We start from the raw sequence: 17,118 nt of genomic DNA on the forward strand, positions 1-17,118 counted from the left end.
GAAATCAATAAAAAATGCTGGGAGAAAATCTCCGAGCATTTTAATTTGTGTAACGTAGGATAGACCGGTTTTACTATTACTTACCTTGAATTATTTTTCCTTCATTTTCCTTAAAAAGATCTCAAATGGTCCGCTTATAGATCGTTGATGCATAAAATTAGCAACTATTACTGAAAAAAACCAAACAATTAACGCAATCAAATCACTCCACAATTGATCAATTTGTCCACCAAGACCACCAGCATACGGAGCTAATATGACAACAAACAGAATGGACTGAAATAGATAAAAACTCAGTGAACGTTGTCCAAGAGCAACAATCGCCTTTGTAAAGCTGCCAATTTTCCCTTCCAGCTTAATGACTAGCAATCCAAAGAGCGCCGTCCACCCAACTCCACCTGCATAGCCAGTGATAGTATGAAGTGATTTTGCTGTTACTTCCAATACATCATTGTAACTTGTCCAAAATAATGACGACATCAGGGCCATCGGAATACCGCCAGCTAACGAAAGTAAAAGTCCCAGTATAGCAACTGTGATAAGTGCCTTTTTATGGTTCCTAGGGTTATCTATTATCTGAAAGCGTGCGAGTAATATGCCAATTAGCACCCCTGGGATTACTTGATAACTAAGTACAGGTGTGTAGAACAGCCAATCAAACATTCGCGTAATAGATGCCTCAATAGGATCTATAATCGTAGCCGAAGTAGTGACTTCCATACTCAATGCATCAAATCCTCTAGGCATGTACGGAGCAAACACTCCCACCAAAACAAGAAAAAACACTGTAATAATAATAATATTTCGATTGGATAATCGAAGAAATAAACTTGCAAAAAGAAGAGCGATAAATCCATACACCCCGATAATATCCGCGAAGAACAGAGTTGCATGGAAAAAGCCTATCACTAACATCCAAGCTCCTCTACGTTTAAAAATTTTTTTCGTTTCCTTCCAACTGTTCCCTTTTCTTTCTTGGCCTTTCAATACTTGATGGAGCCCATACCCAAATAGTATGGCAAATAAAGGGAATGCTCGTCCGTCAATGAAAACTTGCCTGAAAAATACAGTTAACTGGTCGGTTAAAGTAATTTTTTGTTCAGTTGAAAATATAAATTGATTTGCATGTGCCAAAGCAATAAATAACAACATAAAACCTCGTGCTAAGTCTGGTGTTAATTTTCTTTTGTTGACGTTTGAGATACTATTCATTAATTTTTCCTTATAATTTATTATTTTGATTTACTTTTAATAGCTTTGAGCTTTTTAATGTCTTATTTTACGCAAACAATCATCAAGCAAATGGAACGCTTTTCGCAATTCCTCATTGGGTACAGCAGCATATCTATCGCCGAGGCTAACCTCATAATAGCATGCTTCCTCGCTTGTTTCCCTTATATAGCTGGATAAACCGATTCCGGTTTCTTTATAAATGGCTATTAGAATAGGTTCAAGCTTCTCTTTTGGAACATGGAAATGGACGTGGAACATATTAGAGACAGGTTCAAAAGGCTCTGTCGTTATTCCTTGGCAACCGTTATAAAGCCCTGCCAGTTCTTTCGCTTCCTCATAATACTGCTCCATTTTATCCAGCCTTTTATTGAAATAATAGTCCGCACTGATTATATAAGGGTAAAGGCTTATCAAATCCCCACCATAACGTCTTTTCCATTTCTTCGACTCTTCTACAAATGGTGCATCCCCAGCAAGAATCGCACCCGCAACTCCGCCAATACCTTTGTAAAAAGAAACATACACGCTATCAAAAAGGCTGCAGAGTTCAGCTGCCGTTTTCTTATAAAAAGGAAGAATTTCAAAAAGCCGAGCACCGTCCAAGTGCAATTTGATCCCTTTTTCACGGCAATATCCAGAGATTGATTCAAGAGTTTCATAATCCGGCAGCTGTCCGCCAATCTCACGCTGAGGCAATTCCAGCAACAAACATGCCACTTCCTCTTCCATATTGATGACGTCATCGAATTGTATCAATCTGCTCGCATCTGCCAACAGAACGGTCTGTATCTGATGCAATTCCTTCAACCCATCTTCTTCATGGATTTCCAAATGACTTAGTGGATGATAGGCAACTTTTTTTATTCCTATTTTGTCACACCATATCCTTAATGCAATCTGCTGTGCCATCGTTCCGCTCGGGAAGAACACTGCATTTTCTTTCCCTAAATACGTCGCCATCTTTTCTTGAAAATCTTCTATAATCTTCCCTTTCCCATACATATCACTTTCCTGATGCCCATCGATATCGGCCAAGGCTTCTTTCAGTACCTGAATGTCCCTTGGACCATGCCCTGCAACTTGATATTTAGTCTGTTTGAATGCTTCAATTAAACTTCCATTTCTTTTCAATGTTTTCAGCACCTCGATAAATAATTCATAAAATTCAACTCTTTAGTAAATTCGTTTCACATACTGAATATCCTCTTTTATCTTTTCTTCATTGCCATATAACCTAATAATAAATGCATTATCTCTACAGATTAAAGTAGTTATCGCTTTAGATATATGACCATTCAACATTTTCTTCCATTTTTAGTATAATAATAGAATTATAGGATATTTAATTGGAGAGGTGAAAGGATGAAGGAGAACATTTTGGTTTGTGTAAGCAATCCCAGTAACGTAGAAAAATTGGTTCAAAGGGGAAAAATCATCGCTGACGCATTTGGTGGGGAATGCTACGTACTCTATGTATGCTCTATTGAAAAAGATGAACTAGACCTGAATCACATTCGCACCAAACAGCTATTCCAAACCATTGCAGGAAAGTATCAGGCCACCATGCTTGTAGAGTCCGCTACAGGGAAAAAGGTTTCTTCCATAGTTGCAGATGTTTCTAATAAAAAGGGCATTACCCAGATTATTTTAGGCCAGCCCGTGCAATCTAAATTTGAAATGATGATGAAGAATTCCTTAATAAACGAGATATTTCAAATTGTAGAGGGAATTGACATTCATGTTGTGGAAGTCGGACGCGAAGCAGTGGTGCAAGGAGTGGACTATGATCGAGGCATAAAAGCACAACTCGTGAAAAAGCCGTCGGATTATGAGCTTGTCTTTGATTCCAGCTTTCCGAATGCACTTAATGGGGTATTTTACAAAGAAGCATCCACCGATTTCCTTAACGGCTTCTTCGTCATCACAAAAAATGAGGAACATACTGTGCTGAAGGTGAAGGACGGGATGGTAGAAAGCGAAGCCATTGCTGTTGAATAATATTATCTATTGAAAAGACCGTCCCATGTGCTGGGACGGTCTTTCATTGATTAGACGGTTGCTTTCTTTTTCAATAAGCCCACCATCATAGCGGTAACAAATGCACCAATTAATATTGCCAAGATGTAAAGTAGAATACTTCCCGTAATGATCGGGATGACAAAGATTCCGCCATGAGGGGCAGGCAAACCGATACCGAATAGCATTGTTAATGCACCTGCAATTGCAGAACCAACCACAACGGAAGGAATTACCCTCATCGGGTCAGCAGCAGCAAAAGGAATTGCTCCCTCTGTAATGAAGGTCGCTCCCATTACATAACACGTTTTTCCCGCTTCACGTTCCTGCTTGTTGAATTTATTTTTGAATAGGGTGGTCGAGATTGCCAAACCAAGTGGCGGTACCATTCCCGCTGCCATGATCGCTGCATGCGGGGCATAATTTCCTGCGTCAATCATTGCAATACCGAATGTGAAAGCCGCTTTATTGATAGGTCCGCCCATATCAATGGCCATCATTGCACCCAAAAGCAGCCCCAGGAAGATTAGATTTCCTGAGCCCAATCCGCCTAACCATGAAGTCAGCCCTTCATTGAAAGCCTTTAATGGAGCAACCACTTGAAGCATGATCATTCCGGTAAAGAAAATCCCGAATAAAGGATACAGCAGCACAGGCTTGATTCCTTCCAACGATGAAGGCAGGACATTCAATGCTTTTTTCAAACCAAGGATAATGTACCCTGCCAGGAATCCAGCGATAATTCCACCCAGGAACCCTGCTCCACCAGTCGAAGCCATCAGTCCCCCTACCATACCGGCAGCAAGACCTGGTCTGTCAGCAATACTCATCGCAATAAAACCTGCCAATACAGGAATCATCAATCCAAAGGCGTTTCCTCCACCAATTGTGGAAAGTGCTTCCGCAAACCAATGATAGCTAGGATCATCCGGGTTCGCCGCTTCAATCCCGAACATGAAGGAGATGGCAATCAAGATACCACCACCCACAACAAACGGAAGCATATTGGAAACCCCGTTCATCAGATGCTTATAGAATCCCGAACGACCCTTCTTCTCTTCAGAACCGGACTCAGCTTTTCCTGTACCAGTAAAAGTTGTTCCTTCCCCTCTGCTCGCTTTTCTTAGCAGTTCCTCCGGCTTTCGGATTGCTTGTGCAACTGGAACCTGGATGATTTTCTTGCCATGGAACCGCTCCATGTCGACATGCTTATCTGCCGCCACAATAATTCCTGTTGCAGATTCAATATCTTCTTTTGTCAGTTCATTTTTCACACCACTTGACCCGTTTGTTTCCACCTTCACGTTCAAACCGAGTTCTTTCGCCTTCTGTTTTAAGGCGTCCGCTGCCATATACGTATGGGCAATTCCTGTTGGACACGCTGTAACAGCCAGAATCATCCCTTTAGTTTCGGATGTTTCAACCACTTCTTCCTCTTCGAACAATTCTTTTTCTTTATTATCTATTAAACTGATAACCTCTTCTTTCGATGCAGCACTCAATAGCCCTGCCCGAAAATCGTTATCCATCAGCATAGAAGAAAGACGTGATAGTGTTTCCAAATGGGCATTGTTTGCACCTTCACTTGCAGCTATCATAAAGAACAAATGACTTGGTTGACCGTCCAAGGAATCATAGTCGATTCCCGCATCCGAAACACCGAATGCAATTGCGGGTGTTTTAACCGCTTTTGTTTTTGCATGGGGAATGGCAATGCCCTCCCCGATTCCTGTCGTGCTTTGGGCTTCCCGTGCCAGGATCGCTTCTTCATATCCCTTTTTATCCGAAAGCTTGCCCGCTTTATCTAGCGTATCCACCAACTCACGAATGACACTGTCCTTGGAGCTTCCCTTCAATCGCAGGGAAATAGTTTCTTCTGTCAATAAATCAGTAATTTTCATCATGAACTCCCCTTCTTATAGTTTATCTATCTCTACTTGAGTTAATAGTTTTTCCACTTCTTCCTTTTGGCAAAGGTCATGGGAAAATGCAGTTGCGCTTCCTGAAGCAATTCCATATCTCAGCGCTTCCTCGATATCGGCATATTTTTCGTAGCCTGCCAGGAATCCTGCTACCAGGGAATCCCCTGCTCCAACCGAATTTTTCACGTTGCCTTTTGGAGCTTTGGCAATAAATGTCCCTGCATCCGAATAAAGAATGGCTCCTTCTCCTGCCATCGAAACAATGATATTCTGAACACCTTGTTCATGGATTTTTCTTGCATATTCCACGACTTCCTCTTTAGAGCGAATGGTTACGCCGAAAAGGTCTCCCAATTCGTGATGATTCGGCTTAATTAGAAATGGCCGCTTTTCGATCAAACTTTTCAACAAAGCTCCACCGGTATCGATCACCACATTAGCCTCATGCTTTTTGCACTTTTCTACAATCGTGTGATAGATCATAGGTGGCACCGTGCCAGGAAGGCTTCCGGCTATCACAACGAAATCTGCTGGTTGCAAGGCACCCAATTGACTGATAAGCCGGGCTGCTGCACCTTCACCTATGATAGGTCCCGTTCCGTTGATTTCGGTTTCGGCTCCTGCCTTCAATTTCACATTGATGCGAGAGGTTCCCTCCACCTCAATCAGTTTTACCGCAACCTGCTCTTCTATTAATTTCTCTTTTATAAAAGTGCCGGTAAATCCTGCTGTAAATCCAAGTACTGTTGTATCAGCACCCATCCGCTTCAGCACCCTCGAGACATTAATGCCTTTTCCACCAGGATAATACATGGTGTGATCGGCGCGATTGACTGACCCTTCCTTGAAATCCGCAACCTCCATCACGTAATCAATCGAAGGGTTTAAAGTTATGGTATAAATCATTTGTGGTTCACCACCATAATCGTCGTTCTTTCTTCAAATTCAGGAAGCAAGTCTGGATCCATGTGATTGGTGATGACAACCGCTTCTTTTAATGCCCCTACTTTTGAAAAGGTCACTTCATTGATTTTTGATTCATCTGCCAGTACATATGCCTCTTGTGCCAACTTTATCGCAAGGCTCTTTACAGCCGCCTCTTCCGGATCCGGTGTTGTATAGCCGCTCTTTAGATGAACACCATTTGCACCAATGAATGCTTTGTCAAAATTGTAGGCTTCCAAGCTTTCTGTAGCCTTTCTTCCAATGATTGCCCCTGTTTTATTTTTCATGAAACCGCCAACAATGTATGTGGAAATACCTTTATCCATCAGTGATTGAATATGCGCAAAACCATTGGTCACAACAGTGATCCTTTTGCCCGCCAAGAACGGAATCATTTGGTAGGTAGTGGTACCTGCATCAAGAAAAATGCAATCTCCATCATTTACAAGCCCTGCCGCAGCACCGGCAATGGTCGTTTTGGCATCAAGGTTAATCGAGGACTTTTCCAGAATGCTTGGTTCCTCGCCTTTTTGATGAAGCTTTGCTGCCCCGCCATGTACGCGTTTTAATTTATTTTCCTCTTCCAGCTGGCTAAGATCGCGACGGATGGTCGACTCCGAAGCCCCTGTTATATCAACTAATTCCTGTAATTTCACTATTTCATTCTGTTGAACCAAATCTATAATTTTCTGTTGCCTCTCTGGAGTTAACATGAACATCACCTTTTTTATAGGACTTTAGTAAGTACCCTTATTTTAATGCAAGCCCTTTCAAAAATCAATCAAAAACGATCATAAACTTTCAATAACAGTCAAAATCTATTAAAAACGAGCATAAAGAAAGAGACTAGAAAACTAGTCTCCCGATAAATAACAGGCTACTTTAATAGCCTGGCAAGCAATATATGTTAGAAATGGAAGGAAAAAGGGACAGTGCACCTGTCCCCGAGTCTCAAATATATTTCCTATGCACACTCTTCCCATCATACGTAAACAGTACATTCTTTGTCTCGATCACCGACTCCATATGCACCGGTCTGCCCCAAATCTGATGAATATATGGCAGCACCTTTTCGAGATATTTGAGGTCGAGTTCAATCCCCTCAAACCAGTGCTTTAAATACAACTCGCCTGCACGGAGGTAATCGCCGTCATTCACGGTGATATACGGGAAGCCTCCATTCACCCTCATATTCACCAGCTGGTCCCGCACTTGTTCCCATGCTTTGTCGACAATCTTATAGTCCTTGCCCTGCTTTTGGAAAAGGTACATATCCTCCCGCATGACGAGGTCTTTGTTCAGGTAGTTACGCAGGAACGAAATGTCCGATTCCACTTCCCGCACCTCGAACATTCTTTCACGCCCGGAGCCAGGCTTGATGCCGTCGCGCTTCATCTCTTCTGTCGGATTGTTGTAACGTTCTTCAATATCCTCAAAGATTTTGATACCGAGATAATAAGGGTTGATACTCGTGCGGGATGGTTGCACGACGCCTGCATTCAGCTTGGCATATTCAAGAGCTTCGCCGCTTGTGAGATCCATTTCGCGGAGGATGCGTTGGTGCCAGTAGGAAGCCCAGCCTTCGTTCATGATTTTCGTTTCCATCTGCGGCCAGAAGTAGAGCATCTCTTCACGCATCATAGTCAGGATATCACGCTGCCAGTCGTCCAGTTCGCTGCTGTAATGTTCGATAAAGAGCAGCACATCCTTTTCCGGCTGCGGCGGGAATTTCTTTTTTCTCTTTTTCGGAACTGCCTTTGGCTTGTTGCGCGAATCGAGGTTCCATAAGTCATCATAAGCACTCGATTTTTTCTTCACTTCCTCCTCTTCTTCCATATCATCAATGCTCCACGCGAGCTTGGAACGAACCAAAGATGGGTCAATATGCTCCTGGATGGCAAGGACGGCGTTCAGGAAATTCTCCACCTCTTCTTTTCCATGATCATGCTCATATTGCTTGATCCTTTCGGCGGTTGCTGCCATGCTCTCCACCATATCCCGGTTCGTATTCTGGAAACGGCAATTATTCTTGAAAAAATCACAGTGGGCAAGCACATGCGCCACAATCAGCTTATTTTGAATAAGGGAATTTGTATCCAACAAAAAGGCGTAGCAAGGATTGGAGTTGATTACAAGCTCATAGATTTTACTAAGCCCCAGGTCATAATGAAGCTTCATTTTATGGAACTGTTTACCGAAGCTCCAATGGGAAAAACGAGTTGGCATTCCATATGCTCCAAAAGTATAGATGATATCGGCTGGACAAATCTCATAACGCATCGGGTAAAAGTCTAGGCCAAAGCCTTTTGCAATCTCGGTGATCTCATCGATAGCCCGAAATAACGCTTTTTCGTCATCTGCTCTCATGTTACAACCTCCCTTTTCCTCTTATCACAATGTATGAACAAGGTCCTGATATGATGAAAAGGGATTGCTTTTTTATGAACTTCTTTTCTGATTCCAGGAAAGAATAAGGATGTAACATGTTATACTTTTATTATTGTGATTTTTTTAAGGAGTGTTTTTTTTGGAATTTGCATTATTCATCCTTATGGGGTTTTCCATCAGTATGCTATCCGGTTTTTTCGGCATCGGGGGCGGCTTCGTTCTGACACCAGTACTTATGTTATTGGGGTTCAGTCCCATTGAGGCAATCTCGACAAGCCTTCTATATACGATCGGCACATCCGTTTCAGGTGTCTATGCGCATTTTAAAATGAAAAATATTTTATGGAAGCAGGCGCTTATTATTGGGGGTAGCGGTGTTATGGCTACACAACTGGCCTATCCTTTTGTCGAGTGGCTTGATTCCGCGGGCCTTGACGAAACGGTGATACCTTCAATGTATTTAATATTGCTTAGCTACTTCGCATTCACGATGTTGAAACAATCATCAAGAGGAGGCGATAGTCTGCACGGTTCTACCTCCATTATCCCCTTGATGATTATCGGGTTGATCGGAGGATTCCTCTCCACTGCACTTGGTGTAGGAGGCGGCTTCATCATTGTTCCGCTCCTGATCAGTTTCCTGCGACTCCCTTCGAGGAATGCTGTCGCAACCAGCCTGACGAGTGTAATTTTAATTGTTACTGCTGGATTTCTTACATATGCCATCAACATACCAATCCATTATGACACCGGATTTCTACTAATTGCCGGAGCCATTATCGGTTCCCAGTTGGGGGCAAAAGCTACATCCTATGTGAAAAATGAAACCATTCAGCGGTTGCTCGGCATACTTTACATTTGTACAATGGCGAGCCTGATCATTAACATGACGGATTATACCGTGCTCGGACTCGTTGTTCTTGCATGTTATACCTTGGCGATGAACATATTCATGTTTTTCCGGCTATTTAAGCAGGACTTGGTGGAGTCGAATGGCTGAAAAAGGAATTCATTTTAGATATGAAGAGCTTTTCTGGCCAGTGTTCACTATAAAAAGCCCTTCATTCAGCTTATGATGAGCTTTTCTAGACACTGTCCACTGCAAATAGCTCTTCATTCAGCTTATGATGAGCTTTTCTAGCCGATGTCCTCTGCAAAAAGTCCTTCATTCAGCTTATGATGAGCTTTTCTAGCCGATGTCCTCTGCAAATAGCTCTTCATTCGGCTTATGATGAGCTTTTCTAGCCAGTGTCCACTGCAAAAAAGCTCTTCATCAATATTTTAATATCCAGTAATACAAAAAAACTGACTGAAAGTATGATCACAATACTTTCAGTCAGTTTTTCATTGAATCAAGTAATATAAGACAAAAACGCTGTCGCAATCCCAAAATAGATCAACAGCGACAGAATGTCATTAACCGTTGTAATCAGTGGGCCCGAAGCGATAGCAGGGTCAATGTTCAATTTGTATAAGATTAGCGGAATAATCGTTCCCGCCATTGTTCCGATGATTAAGGTTATAAATAGGGAAGCACCTACGACCATCCCTAATATCAAGTCCCCTTGCCATACATAAGCAATGATTGAAATAAGAATCGCACATGTTACTCCGATAGTAATTCCCACACCCAACTCACGGAAAACAACCTTTGTGACCACTTTTTTATCCAAATCACGGGAAATGAGCCCACGTACGATTACAGCCAACGACTGCGTTCCGGTGTTACCGGTCATCCCAGCAATCATCGGCATAAAGAATGCCAAAGCCACGACGTCATCCAATGTACCTTCAAAACCACTAATAATGCTTCCAGATATAAGTCCAATAAATAATAATAAGATCAACCACGGTAATCTTCTCGCGGACGCTACAAGCGCCGGTGTATCAAAATCGATGTCTTTACCGGATGCGGAAAGCTTTTCGATATCCTCATTCGCTTCCTGGATCACGACGTCAATGACATCATCGACGGTAATGATCCCGATCAATGTCTTTTCATCATCCACGACCGGTACTGCTAGAAAGTCATACCTTTCTATGACATGGGCCACTTCCTCCTGATCCGTGTCGACATGAACGGAAATGACACGGGAGAACATAATGTCCATAATTTTTTCATCTGCATCCGCCAAAATAAGGTCTCTGTAGGAAACAACACCTACAAGCCGTTTCTCTTCATCAATGACATATAGATAGTTGATTGTTTCTGCCAGTTCCGCAAAGGATTTCAGCTTATCCACCACTTCGCGGACGGTATACTCCTGTGGAATCCAAACATATCGATTGGTCATCAGTCGACCGGCAGTTTCCGCTTCATACTTCATCAAATCCTGGACTGCCGTTGATTCCGCTTTGTTCATTTTGGATAAAAAAGCTTCCTGAATATCAGGATCCATCTCATCAAACAAGGAAGCAAGATCATCATTGTCCATGCGATCCATTACTTTTGCCGACTTGTCGACCCCGATTTTCTGAAGAACTTCAAGCTGCTGCTCCTGATTCAACTCCTGAATAAGGGCTGTCAGCTGGTCGATTGTCAGATACGTCAAAAAGCGGACACGGTGCTTTTCAGGCAGCTGAGCATAAATGATGCCTGTATCATACGGTTGCAATTCTTCGATAATATCCTGGAACGCCTTACGCTTTCCGTCTTTTAAAAAGGTGATGATATTTAATATGATTTGATCCTCTGTCATGTTATGCACCATGTGCGCTACCTCCTCTGCCTGCTAGGAGTACAGGGATTCACTCTATTTTTTCACCAAAGGAGTGGTAAACAAAAAATAAATATGTATCCTGTACTGCCTTTGTGTTTGTCCTCGGACTCGGACTACTATCCATTTTCGCTACCAGCTCCTTTTCATTATTTTCCCCATTAAAAAAGCACCTTTCATCCACAGAATGAAGGCGCATAAAGGCATAGTTACCCTTATAGATTCCCTCATTCGTAGAGCTTTAGCACTGTGTGGCATAGGAATGATCCAGCTGCATTAAAAACCACCTTATATCGATGGTTCCTGTTGACCCATTGGCGTCTTTGGACGTTTCTGGGCAGCAGCGTATCTCCAGCACAGGAGCCTCACCTAACGAAGGTTCAAGTGTTTTCACAACTACTACTCTACAAGGGAAAAACCGGCTATGTCAACCTTTTTAAGTTACTGTTTTTTCTCTTCGATATTTACTGATTTAAGCTGTTCTGTTTGCGGGTTGAATGTAAGCGCTACATAGATATCCAAGCTCTTGTTGTCCTGTTTCGCAGTAAAATGAAAGGTATCCTTTGCTTCCGTTTCAGAGATTTCTTCACGACCCTGATACTGGTATTCGGAAACTTCCGCTTCTGGATAGTTTTCTTTCACTAATTGGATCGCGATTTTTCCCCATTTTTCATAATCAGGCTTTTCTGCTTGCGCTACGCTGACTACAGTTGACAGCAGAAGTAAAACACTTAACAAACCTAATACCCATTTTTTCATGCAACATAACCTCCATTACATTTTTTCTTGGTTATTCTTCCTCAAACTGCACAGAATCATTACCTGATAGGAACAATTTTTTGGATTCTGTTGCCAAGAACAGTCCCACCCTTTTATTTCTCTGCCATTCCTCGCGAAAAACGGACAATGGAGGGTTTGTTTCTTCTACAGGATAGGAAATTTCCGGGGTGAAGGATGGCCTTTTAAACTCCGAAACAAACCAGTCGGAGAACCCGCCTCCCACAGCATGCTCCTCTGGATAATCCAGTTTGTATCCGGTTATATTGGATAGCTTTTTTGCAACAGCCAGATCTCGCTTTAAAATGGCTTGATCACTGGTGAAATTCCAATAAAGAACCCTTCCGGATGAATGATAAGTAACAGCCATCAAGGGAGTTATGCTGCGTGTAAAATCTACCACAGCCCTGGTCTCTTTTGCCTGCATCGGAAAATCCCCTTTATAGAACTGATAATAGGGAACACGGATACTTTCTTTGATCGCGTTCCATCCTGCCGGATATTGCCTATTCAGATCCAACCCCTGTCCGTTCGCCTTCCATCTCTCGAAATTTCTGCTGTCCCCATTCATCCTAATCAGCTTTTCCTGAAGATGTGTTGGCAAAAAATGAACCCCTTCCTGCTGAATCCTGATGCCGTCCGGATTTACCATCGGCACAAACCAGATAGCTACTTCGTCCAGGATGGAAGTATCATATCCGTACCGGTGCTGCTCATCAGAATAAGCATGCACATATTGCTCGAGCATCGTCATCACCAAACTGCATGTTAGCCACTCTCTTCCATGGTGACCTGCCAATATTATGATGGTCTCGTTCCCTTTTCCCATCTTGACGGCCCAGATATCCTTTCCAAATTCGGTCTTCCCGATTGAATCAATGTCGAGGTCACCACCATATTGGCGCTTAAGCGCTTTAAGATCCTCCACCATTTTTTCATACGTGTACCACTCCTTCCCATTTACAAATTCAGCATGAAAGAGTGCCGGATTTATATGGATCAAGAGGAATAACAGGAGGATTGCTTTTTTTGCCAAATTCATCACCTCAACATTTCACTTTCGCTTATTATTCCTTAGTATTCGTATGGAGATACGACCAACATTTACAATGAGGATTCCGGGGCAAAAAGACGCAAAATAATATCACTCCTTACCAAGAGGAGGAAGGGAAATGAACTCAGTCGACTATGATCGAGCATTGTATTATACGCACCGTTCGGAGTGGGATAATCTGCTCATCTTAATGGTAAGAACGAAAGACGATTTTTTATCGAAAAACATTGAACATTTTTTACACTCCTACAATTTCTCGAAGGATTACCGGGAAATTGAGAAGCACCTGTATCAATTGCTGCGCTATATCGATCACGCTGTCGACAGAAGCACAGCCGATCACGATGAACCTGCCGAAGTCAGCCATGGGTATATGGTGTAGGGAGTTTGATTTATTATTGTAAGCAGCAAAATGGGGTTTATTCGACCTTGATTTGCTGCTTTTTGGTTGTGCGGTTGCATGTCACAGTACCTCTCATCATCTTTTCCACCATGTATCAAGGGAAGCTTTACTGTTACGCCCGATTATTTAGATTTTCGCCCGAAAAAAAAGTTTTTCGCCCGTTTTTGTAAGTTTTTCGCCCGTATTTCCTAGTTTTCGCCAGAATGCCAAATTTCGACAACGTTCATTTTTTTAAAAAAAGAGACCGCTAATCAGGCCTCTTCCTTTGCTAACATATACTGACGCATTTCCGCGTACATCACCAATTCTTTATAAAGGGCATCCACAAGCTTTGCGCTTTCTTCATTGACAGCATCGTTTTCGTAGTCAAAGCAATGAGGATCAAGCACAAGTTGTTTCGGAATCACATTGGCATACACTCCGCGTCCGACTGTACGCATACTGTTCAGTGCATTGATGCCACCTTTTCCGCCGCCGGAAACCGCCAATAGTCCAACCGGCTTCTGGTGGAACTGCTCGCTTCCGAGAAAGTCCATCGCGTTCTTCAGGGCTCCACTCATGGAACTGTGGTATTCCGGTGAGAGAAGTAGTACGGCATCTGCCTCCTTCACTTTTTTCCGAAGTGCCGCCACATTCTCAAGTTCAGCCTGATACGCTTCGCCATTATATAAAGGGATATCCCCTTCACTGAGATCTATAAGATCGGTATTAAAGGTACGCTTTATATATCTTGCGGCAATTCCTGTTCTGCCGCTCTTTCGCGGACTTCCATTGATGATTACGATGTTCATTTAACATTCTCCCTTCAACTTGTTGATACTCTTAGTATATCTGTATACCCGATTATCGAAATCGGAAAATATGGCTAAGTTTACCTACAAAAATGGGAGGAGCTTTTGCACCAAAATCTACGACTAAAGTTGTAGGTTTCTACCCGATTCCATGCTTCACTGCGTACAAGGCTGCCTGCGTTCTATCTGCAAGCTCCAATTTTGCCAGGATATTGGACACATGGGTTTTGACCGTTTTTTCAGTAATAAAAAGAGAGGAGGCAATTTCTTTATTGCTTTTCCCTTTTGAAATCTCACCAAGCACCTCGAGCTCCCGTTTTGTCAATTCTTCATGCAGGGATCGATTGTTGCCACCGCCTTTTGTCAGATGGGACATCACGTGAGAGGTCACTTTCGGGTGCAACTGACTGTCGCCCCGATGAACCGCATGTATGCTAGCGATCAACTGATCTGGCTCCACATCCTTCAACTGATACCCTGCCGCTCCGGCGCGGATGGCCGGAATGACATGGTCCTGGTCGGAAAAGCTTGTCAGGATCAATACTTTGCATGCTAAGCCCATTTCCATTATCCTTCTTGTGGCTTCTATCCCATCCACCTCAGGCATAACGAGGTCCATTAAGATGACATCCGGCTTTAATGAGGAAGCAAGCGTCACCGCCTCCTCCCCATTTTTGGCCTCGCCAACTATTTCAATATCCTTTTGTGTATTCAAAAAGAACAATAACCCACGGCGTACAACGTGATGGTCATCCGCGATCAGGACGCGTATCATCGATTTTCCTCCCTTTTCACCGGCATCTCTATTCTTACTTTCGTTCCATGGCCAAGTTTGCTCCAAACAGAAAAGCATCCGCCTAAAGCTTCTGAGCGTTCCTTCATGCTTCTTAATCCCAAAGAAGGTATCTCTTTGCTTTCATGAACGGAGAACCCCGCTCCTCTATCCTCGATTTCAAAAATGACCTGTTTATTTTCTACAAGAATCCGCAGCATCGCCTCACGGATACCTGCATGCTTTTTACAATTATTGAATGCCTCCTGACCAATTCTCCATAGGCACTCTTCAATATGTGTAGGCAGATCTATGACACCTTTCACTTCACAGTCAATTTCCATGCCAAGCACCTTACCATAATTCATAAGTGCACTCACCAGGCCATTTTCCAGCCCTTCAGGCCGAAGCTGCCATATAAGGGCTCGCATTTCACTTAATGCCTCCTGAGAAAGCTCCTGCATATAGGTCAGCATTTCTTTTATTTGCGGATTGTCTGTAAGTTCTTTCGTCCCACGTGCTGTCAGCATCAGCGAAAACAATAGCTGATTGACGGAATCATGAAGATCCCTGGCTAGTCTATTACGTTCAGCGATCACTAGCAGATGCTGTTCATTCTCTGCAAGCCTGATCCTCTTCAGCGCAGTGCCTATTTGATAGGCCACAGATTCCAGTAACGCAAGCTCCGAATCAGAAAAATGGGTCTTTTTCGGAGATGCCACATTCAACAGCCCGAATTTCTCTTCTCCTGCTCTTAAAGGGACTGTAGCGTGATGAGTTATTTCACCTGTATCTCCCGTTTCATATTTAACCGCATCCTCAAGCCTTTTGCATTCTATGATATTCGACGCACGCTTCAGCCGGCCATCTTTATATTGATCCAGACACCAGCATCCTCCCTGGCACATCGGCTTTTTATTGTCCTTGATCAGCGCTTCGGGAAGATTGAAGGCGGCAGTTAATGAATAAGATCCTTTTTCATCAATCAAATAGATCCAGCCTGTCTGAAGGCCAGTGACCCTTAAAAGTTCTTCCAAAACGCCACTTAGCATCGATTGCAGATCATTGGCTTGATTCAAAGACTCTGCAATAATCTTCAGCGCGCGTAGTTCCTGTATCCTCTGAGCCTCGCTCACAAAGCCTCTCCCCCTTGAACCTATAAACTTCTACTCAGTATCTTTCTATTCTAACAAGCCTTTCCCCTTTTCACCTTGGGAAAAAGTCCACACTCTTCTACAACTTTAGTCCCATAAGTCTCAAAAAAAGAGGGGCCAGACCCCTTAAAATAGGTTCGACCCCAATGCATCATCATTTATGATATCGGATAATTCTGTACCAATGGATGAATCACCATCTCATCGATCATCATGTGCTTCGGTGCGCTTGCCATATAGGAAACTGCTTCAGCGATGTCTTTTCCCTTCAACCAGTCTTTTTTCTCCTCGACTCCCTCTTCGGAGTTATTGAAATAGCTGTCCACCATACCAGGGTTAACCGTACCGACACGGATGCCGTACTCCCGAACCTCTTGGGCAAGTGAACCGCTGAAGCCTTGAACGGCATATTTTGTTGCCGTATAAGCGGAGCCATTGGCAATCGTGTAACGCGCTACATCCGAGGAAATCGTGATGATCGTTCCTTCTTTCTTCTCCTTCATATGAGGGAGAACGGCCTTGGAGCAGACGAAGACGCCTTGGACATTGACTTCAAAAACCTTTTTCCATTCATCAAGGGTCGTTTCCTCCACAAGCTTGAAGAAGCCCACTCCTGCATTATTCACGAGAAGATCGAGGCCACCGAATTTTTCAATCGTGGTTACTATCATTTTCTCAACCTCTTCTTCATTTGCAACATCGACTTGAAAACCTGCTACATGCTCAAAGCCTTTTTCTTTTAGTTCCTTCTCTACCTTATGTATTTCATTTGAGCTGCCAATCAGTGCGAGCTTCATCCCTTTTTCCGCTAATTCATGGGCAATCGCTTTACCTATACCTCTTGATGCACCCGTTACAATCGCAACTTGGTTTGATAACATGTCAAATCTGTCCCTTCCAGTTGAAAGATGTGATATCAATAACAAAAGGAAAGACATAAAGCCTT

The 17,118-nt window shown here is 43.0% G+C and carries 16 protein-coding genes and 1 riboswitch; of the genes, 3 read left to right on the forward strand and 13 right to left on the reverse strand.

What is annotated here, in order from left to right:
• Positions 1–90: 90 nt before the first annotated feature.
• Both ACQCT5_RS18465 and ACQCT5_RS18470 read right to left on the reverse strand, forming a co-directional pair.
• Positions 91–1,212, reverse strand: a complete 1,122-nt coding sequence (locus ACQCT5_RS18465; protein ID WP_499643973.1) for a DUF418 domain-containing protein — start codon at positions 1,210–1,212, stop codon at positions 91–93.
• A gap of 54 nt (positions 1,213–1,266) precedes the next feature.
• Entirely contained in the window at positions 1,267–2,364 is a 1,098-nt protein-coding gene (locus ACQCT5_RS18470; protein WP_499643975.1) for a threonine aldolase family protein, read from the reverse strand.
• 231 nt (positions 2,365–2,595) lie between these two features.
• On the opposite strand from ACQCT5_RS18470, the gene ACQCT5_RS18475 reads away from it, so the two are divergent.
• On the forward strand, positions 2,596–3,231 hold the full coding sequence (locus tag ACQCT5_RS18475) for an adenine nucleotide alpha hydrolase family protein (protein ID WP_499643977.1): 636 nt from the start codon (positions 2,596–2,598) through the stop codon (positions 3,229–3,231).
• A 50-nt stretch (positions 3,232–3,281) separates the two neighbouring features.
• Here ACQCT5_RS18475 and ACQCT5_RS18480 read toward each other — a convergent pair whose 3' ends face one another.
• The 4 genes from ACQCT5_RS18480 to ACQCT5_RS18495 all read right to left on the reverse strand — a co-directional run bounded on the left by ACQCT5_RS18480 (position 3,282) and on the right by ACQCT5_RS18495 (position 8,483).
• The gene (locus ACQCT5_RS18480; RefSeq protein ID WP_499644064.1) at positions 3,282–5,150 is read right to left on the reverse strand and encodes a PTS fructose transporter subunit IIABC; all 1,869 of its coding nucleotides are present in this window, start codon (positions 5,148–5,150) and stop codon (positions 3,282–3,284) included.
• Positions 5,151–5,165: 15 nt separating this feature from the next.
• Positions 5,166–6,077, reverse strand: coding sequence for a 1-phosphofructokinase (gene pfkB, locus ACQCT5_RS18485; RefSeq protein ID WP_499643979.1), 912 nt, complete (start codon positions 6,075–6,077; stop codon positions 5,166–5,168).
• Positions 6,074–6,829: a DeoR/GlpR family DNA-binding transcription regulator gene (locus ACQCT5_RS18490; protein ID WP_499643981.1), complete on the reverse strand. Its 756-nt coding sequence runs from the start codon at positions 6,827–6,829 to the stop codon at positions 6,074–6,076. The genes pfkB and ACQCT5_RS18490 overlap by 4 nt, the downstream gene beginning before the upstream one ends.
• Before the next feature lie 238 nt (positions 6,830–7,067).
• Positions 7,068–8,483 (reverse strand): SpoVR family protein, encoded by a 1,416-nt coding sequence (locus ACQCT5_RS18495; protein ID WP_499643983.1) that lies wholly within the window; start codon positions 8,481–8,483, stop codon positions 7,068–7,070.
• A gap of 160 nt (positions 8,484–8,643) precedes the next feature.
• Here ACQCT5_RS18495 and ACQCT5_RS18500 point away from each other — a divergent pair, with 160 nt between their 5' ends.
• Entirely contained in the window at positions 8,644–9,504 is an 861-nt protein-coding gene (locus ACQCT5_RS18500) for a sulfite exporter TauE/SafE family protein (RefSeq protein WP_499643985.1), read from the forward strand.
• A gap of 352 nt (positions 9,505–9,856) precedes the next feature.
• Here the strand turns inward: ACQCT5_RS18500 and mgtE are convergent, their stop codons facing one another.
• From mgtE to ACQCT5_RS18515, 3 genes are all read right to left on the reverse strand, one after another.
• Positions 9,857–11,215, reverse strand: coding sequence for a magnesium transporter (gene mgtE, locus ACQCT5_RS18505; protein ID WP_499643987.1), 1,359 nt, complete (start codon positions 11,213–11,215; stop codon positions 9,857–9,859).
• A 225-nt stretch (positions 11,216–11,440) separates the two neighbouring features.
• Positions 11,441–11,605: riboswitch (M-box (ykoK) riboswitch) on the reverse strand.
• A gap of 57 nt (positions 11,606–11,662) precedes the next feature.
• Positions 11,663–11,980, reverse strand: a complete 318-nt coding sequence (locus ACQCT5_RS18510) for a DUF3889 domain-containing protein (protein WP_499643989.1) — start codon at positions 11,978–11,980, stop codon at positions 11,663–11,665.
• 31 nt (positions 11,981–12,011) lie between these two features.
• On the reverse strand, positions 12,012–13,034 hold the full coding sequence (locus ACQCT5_RS18515) for a M14 family zinc carboxypeptidase (protein ID WP_499643991.1): 1,023 nt from the start codon (positions 13,032–13,034) through the stop codon (positions 12,012–12,014).
• Between the two features lie 136 nt (positions 13,035–13,170).
• On the opposite strand from ACQCT5_RS18515, the gene ACQCT5_RS18520 reads away from it, so the two are divergent.
• The gene (locus ACQCT5_RS18520) at positions 13,171–13,434 is read left to right on the forward strand and encodes a YhdB family protein (protein ID WP_499643993.1); all 264 of its coding nucleotides are present in this window, start codon (positions 13,171–13,173) and stop codon (positions 13,432–13,434) included.
• Between the two features lie 272 nt (positions 13,435–13,706).
• Here the strand turns inward: ACQCT5_RS18520 and ACQCT5_RS18525 are convergent, their stop codons facing one another.
• From ACQCT5_RS18525 to ACQCT5_RS18540, 4 genes are all read right to left on the reverse strand, one after another.
• Positions 13,707–14,246 (reverse strand): NADPH-dependent FMN reductase, encoded by a 540-nt coding sequence (locus ACQCT5_RS18525; RefSeq protein WP_499643995.1) that lies wholly within the window; start codon positions 14,244–14,246, stop codon positions 13,707–13,709.
• 139 nt (positions 14,247–14,385) lie between these two features.
• Positions 14,386–15,021: a response regulator gene (locus ACQCT5_RS18530; RefSeq protein ID WP_499643997.1), complete on the reverse strand. Its 636-nt coding sequence runs from the start codon at positions 15,019–15,021 to the stop codon at positions 14,386–14,388.
• The gene (locus ACQCT5_RS18535; protein WP_499643999.1) at positions 15,018–16,154 is read right to left on the reverse strand and encodes a GAF domain-containing sensor histidine kinase; all 1,137 of its coding nucleotides are present in this window, start codon (positions 16,152–16,154) and stop codon (positions 15,018–15,020) included. The genes ACQCT5_RS18530 and ACQCT5_RS18535 overlap by 4 nt, the downstream gene beginning before the upstream one ends.
• Before the next feature lie 176 nt (positions 16,155–16,330).
• A complete protein-coding gene (locus tag ACQCT5_RS18540) occupies positions 16,331–17,053 on the reverse strand; it encodes an SDR family oxidoreductase (protein ID WP_499644001.1) in 723 nt (240 codons plus the stop codon).
• Between the last annotated feature and the right edge of the window lie 65 nt (positions 17,054–17,118).

The sequence above is a fragment of the Sutcliffiella halmapala genome, from assembly GCF_050107295.1.
GTDB classification, from domain to species: domain Bacteria; phylum Bacillota; class Bacilli; order Bacillales; family Bacillaceae_I; genus Sutcliffiella_A; species Sutcliffiella_A halmapala_A.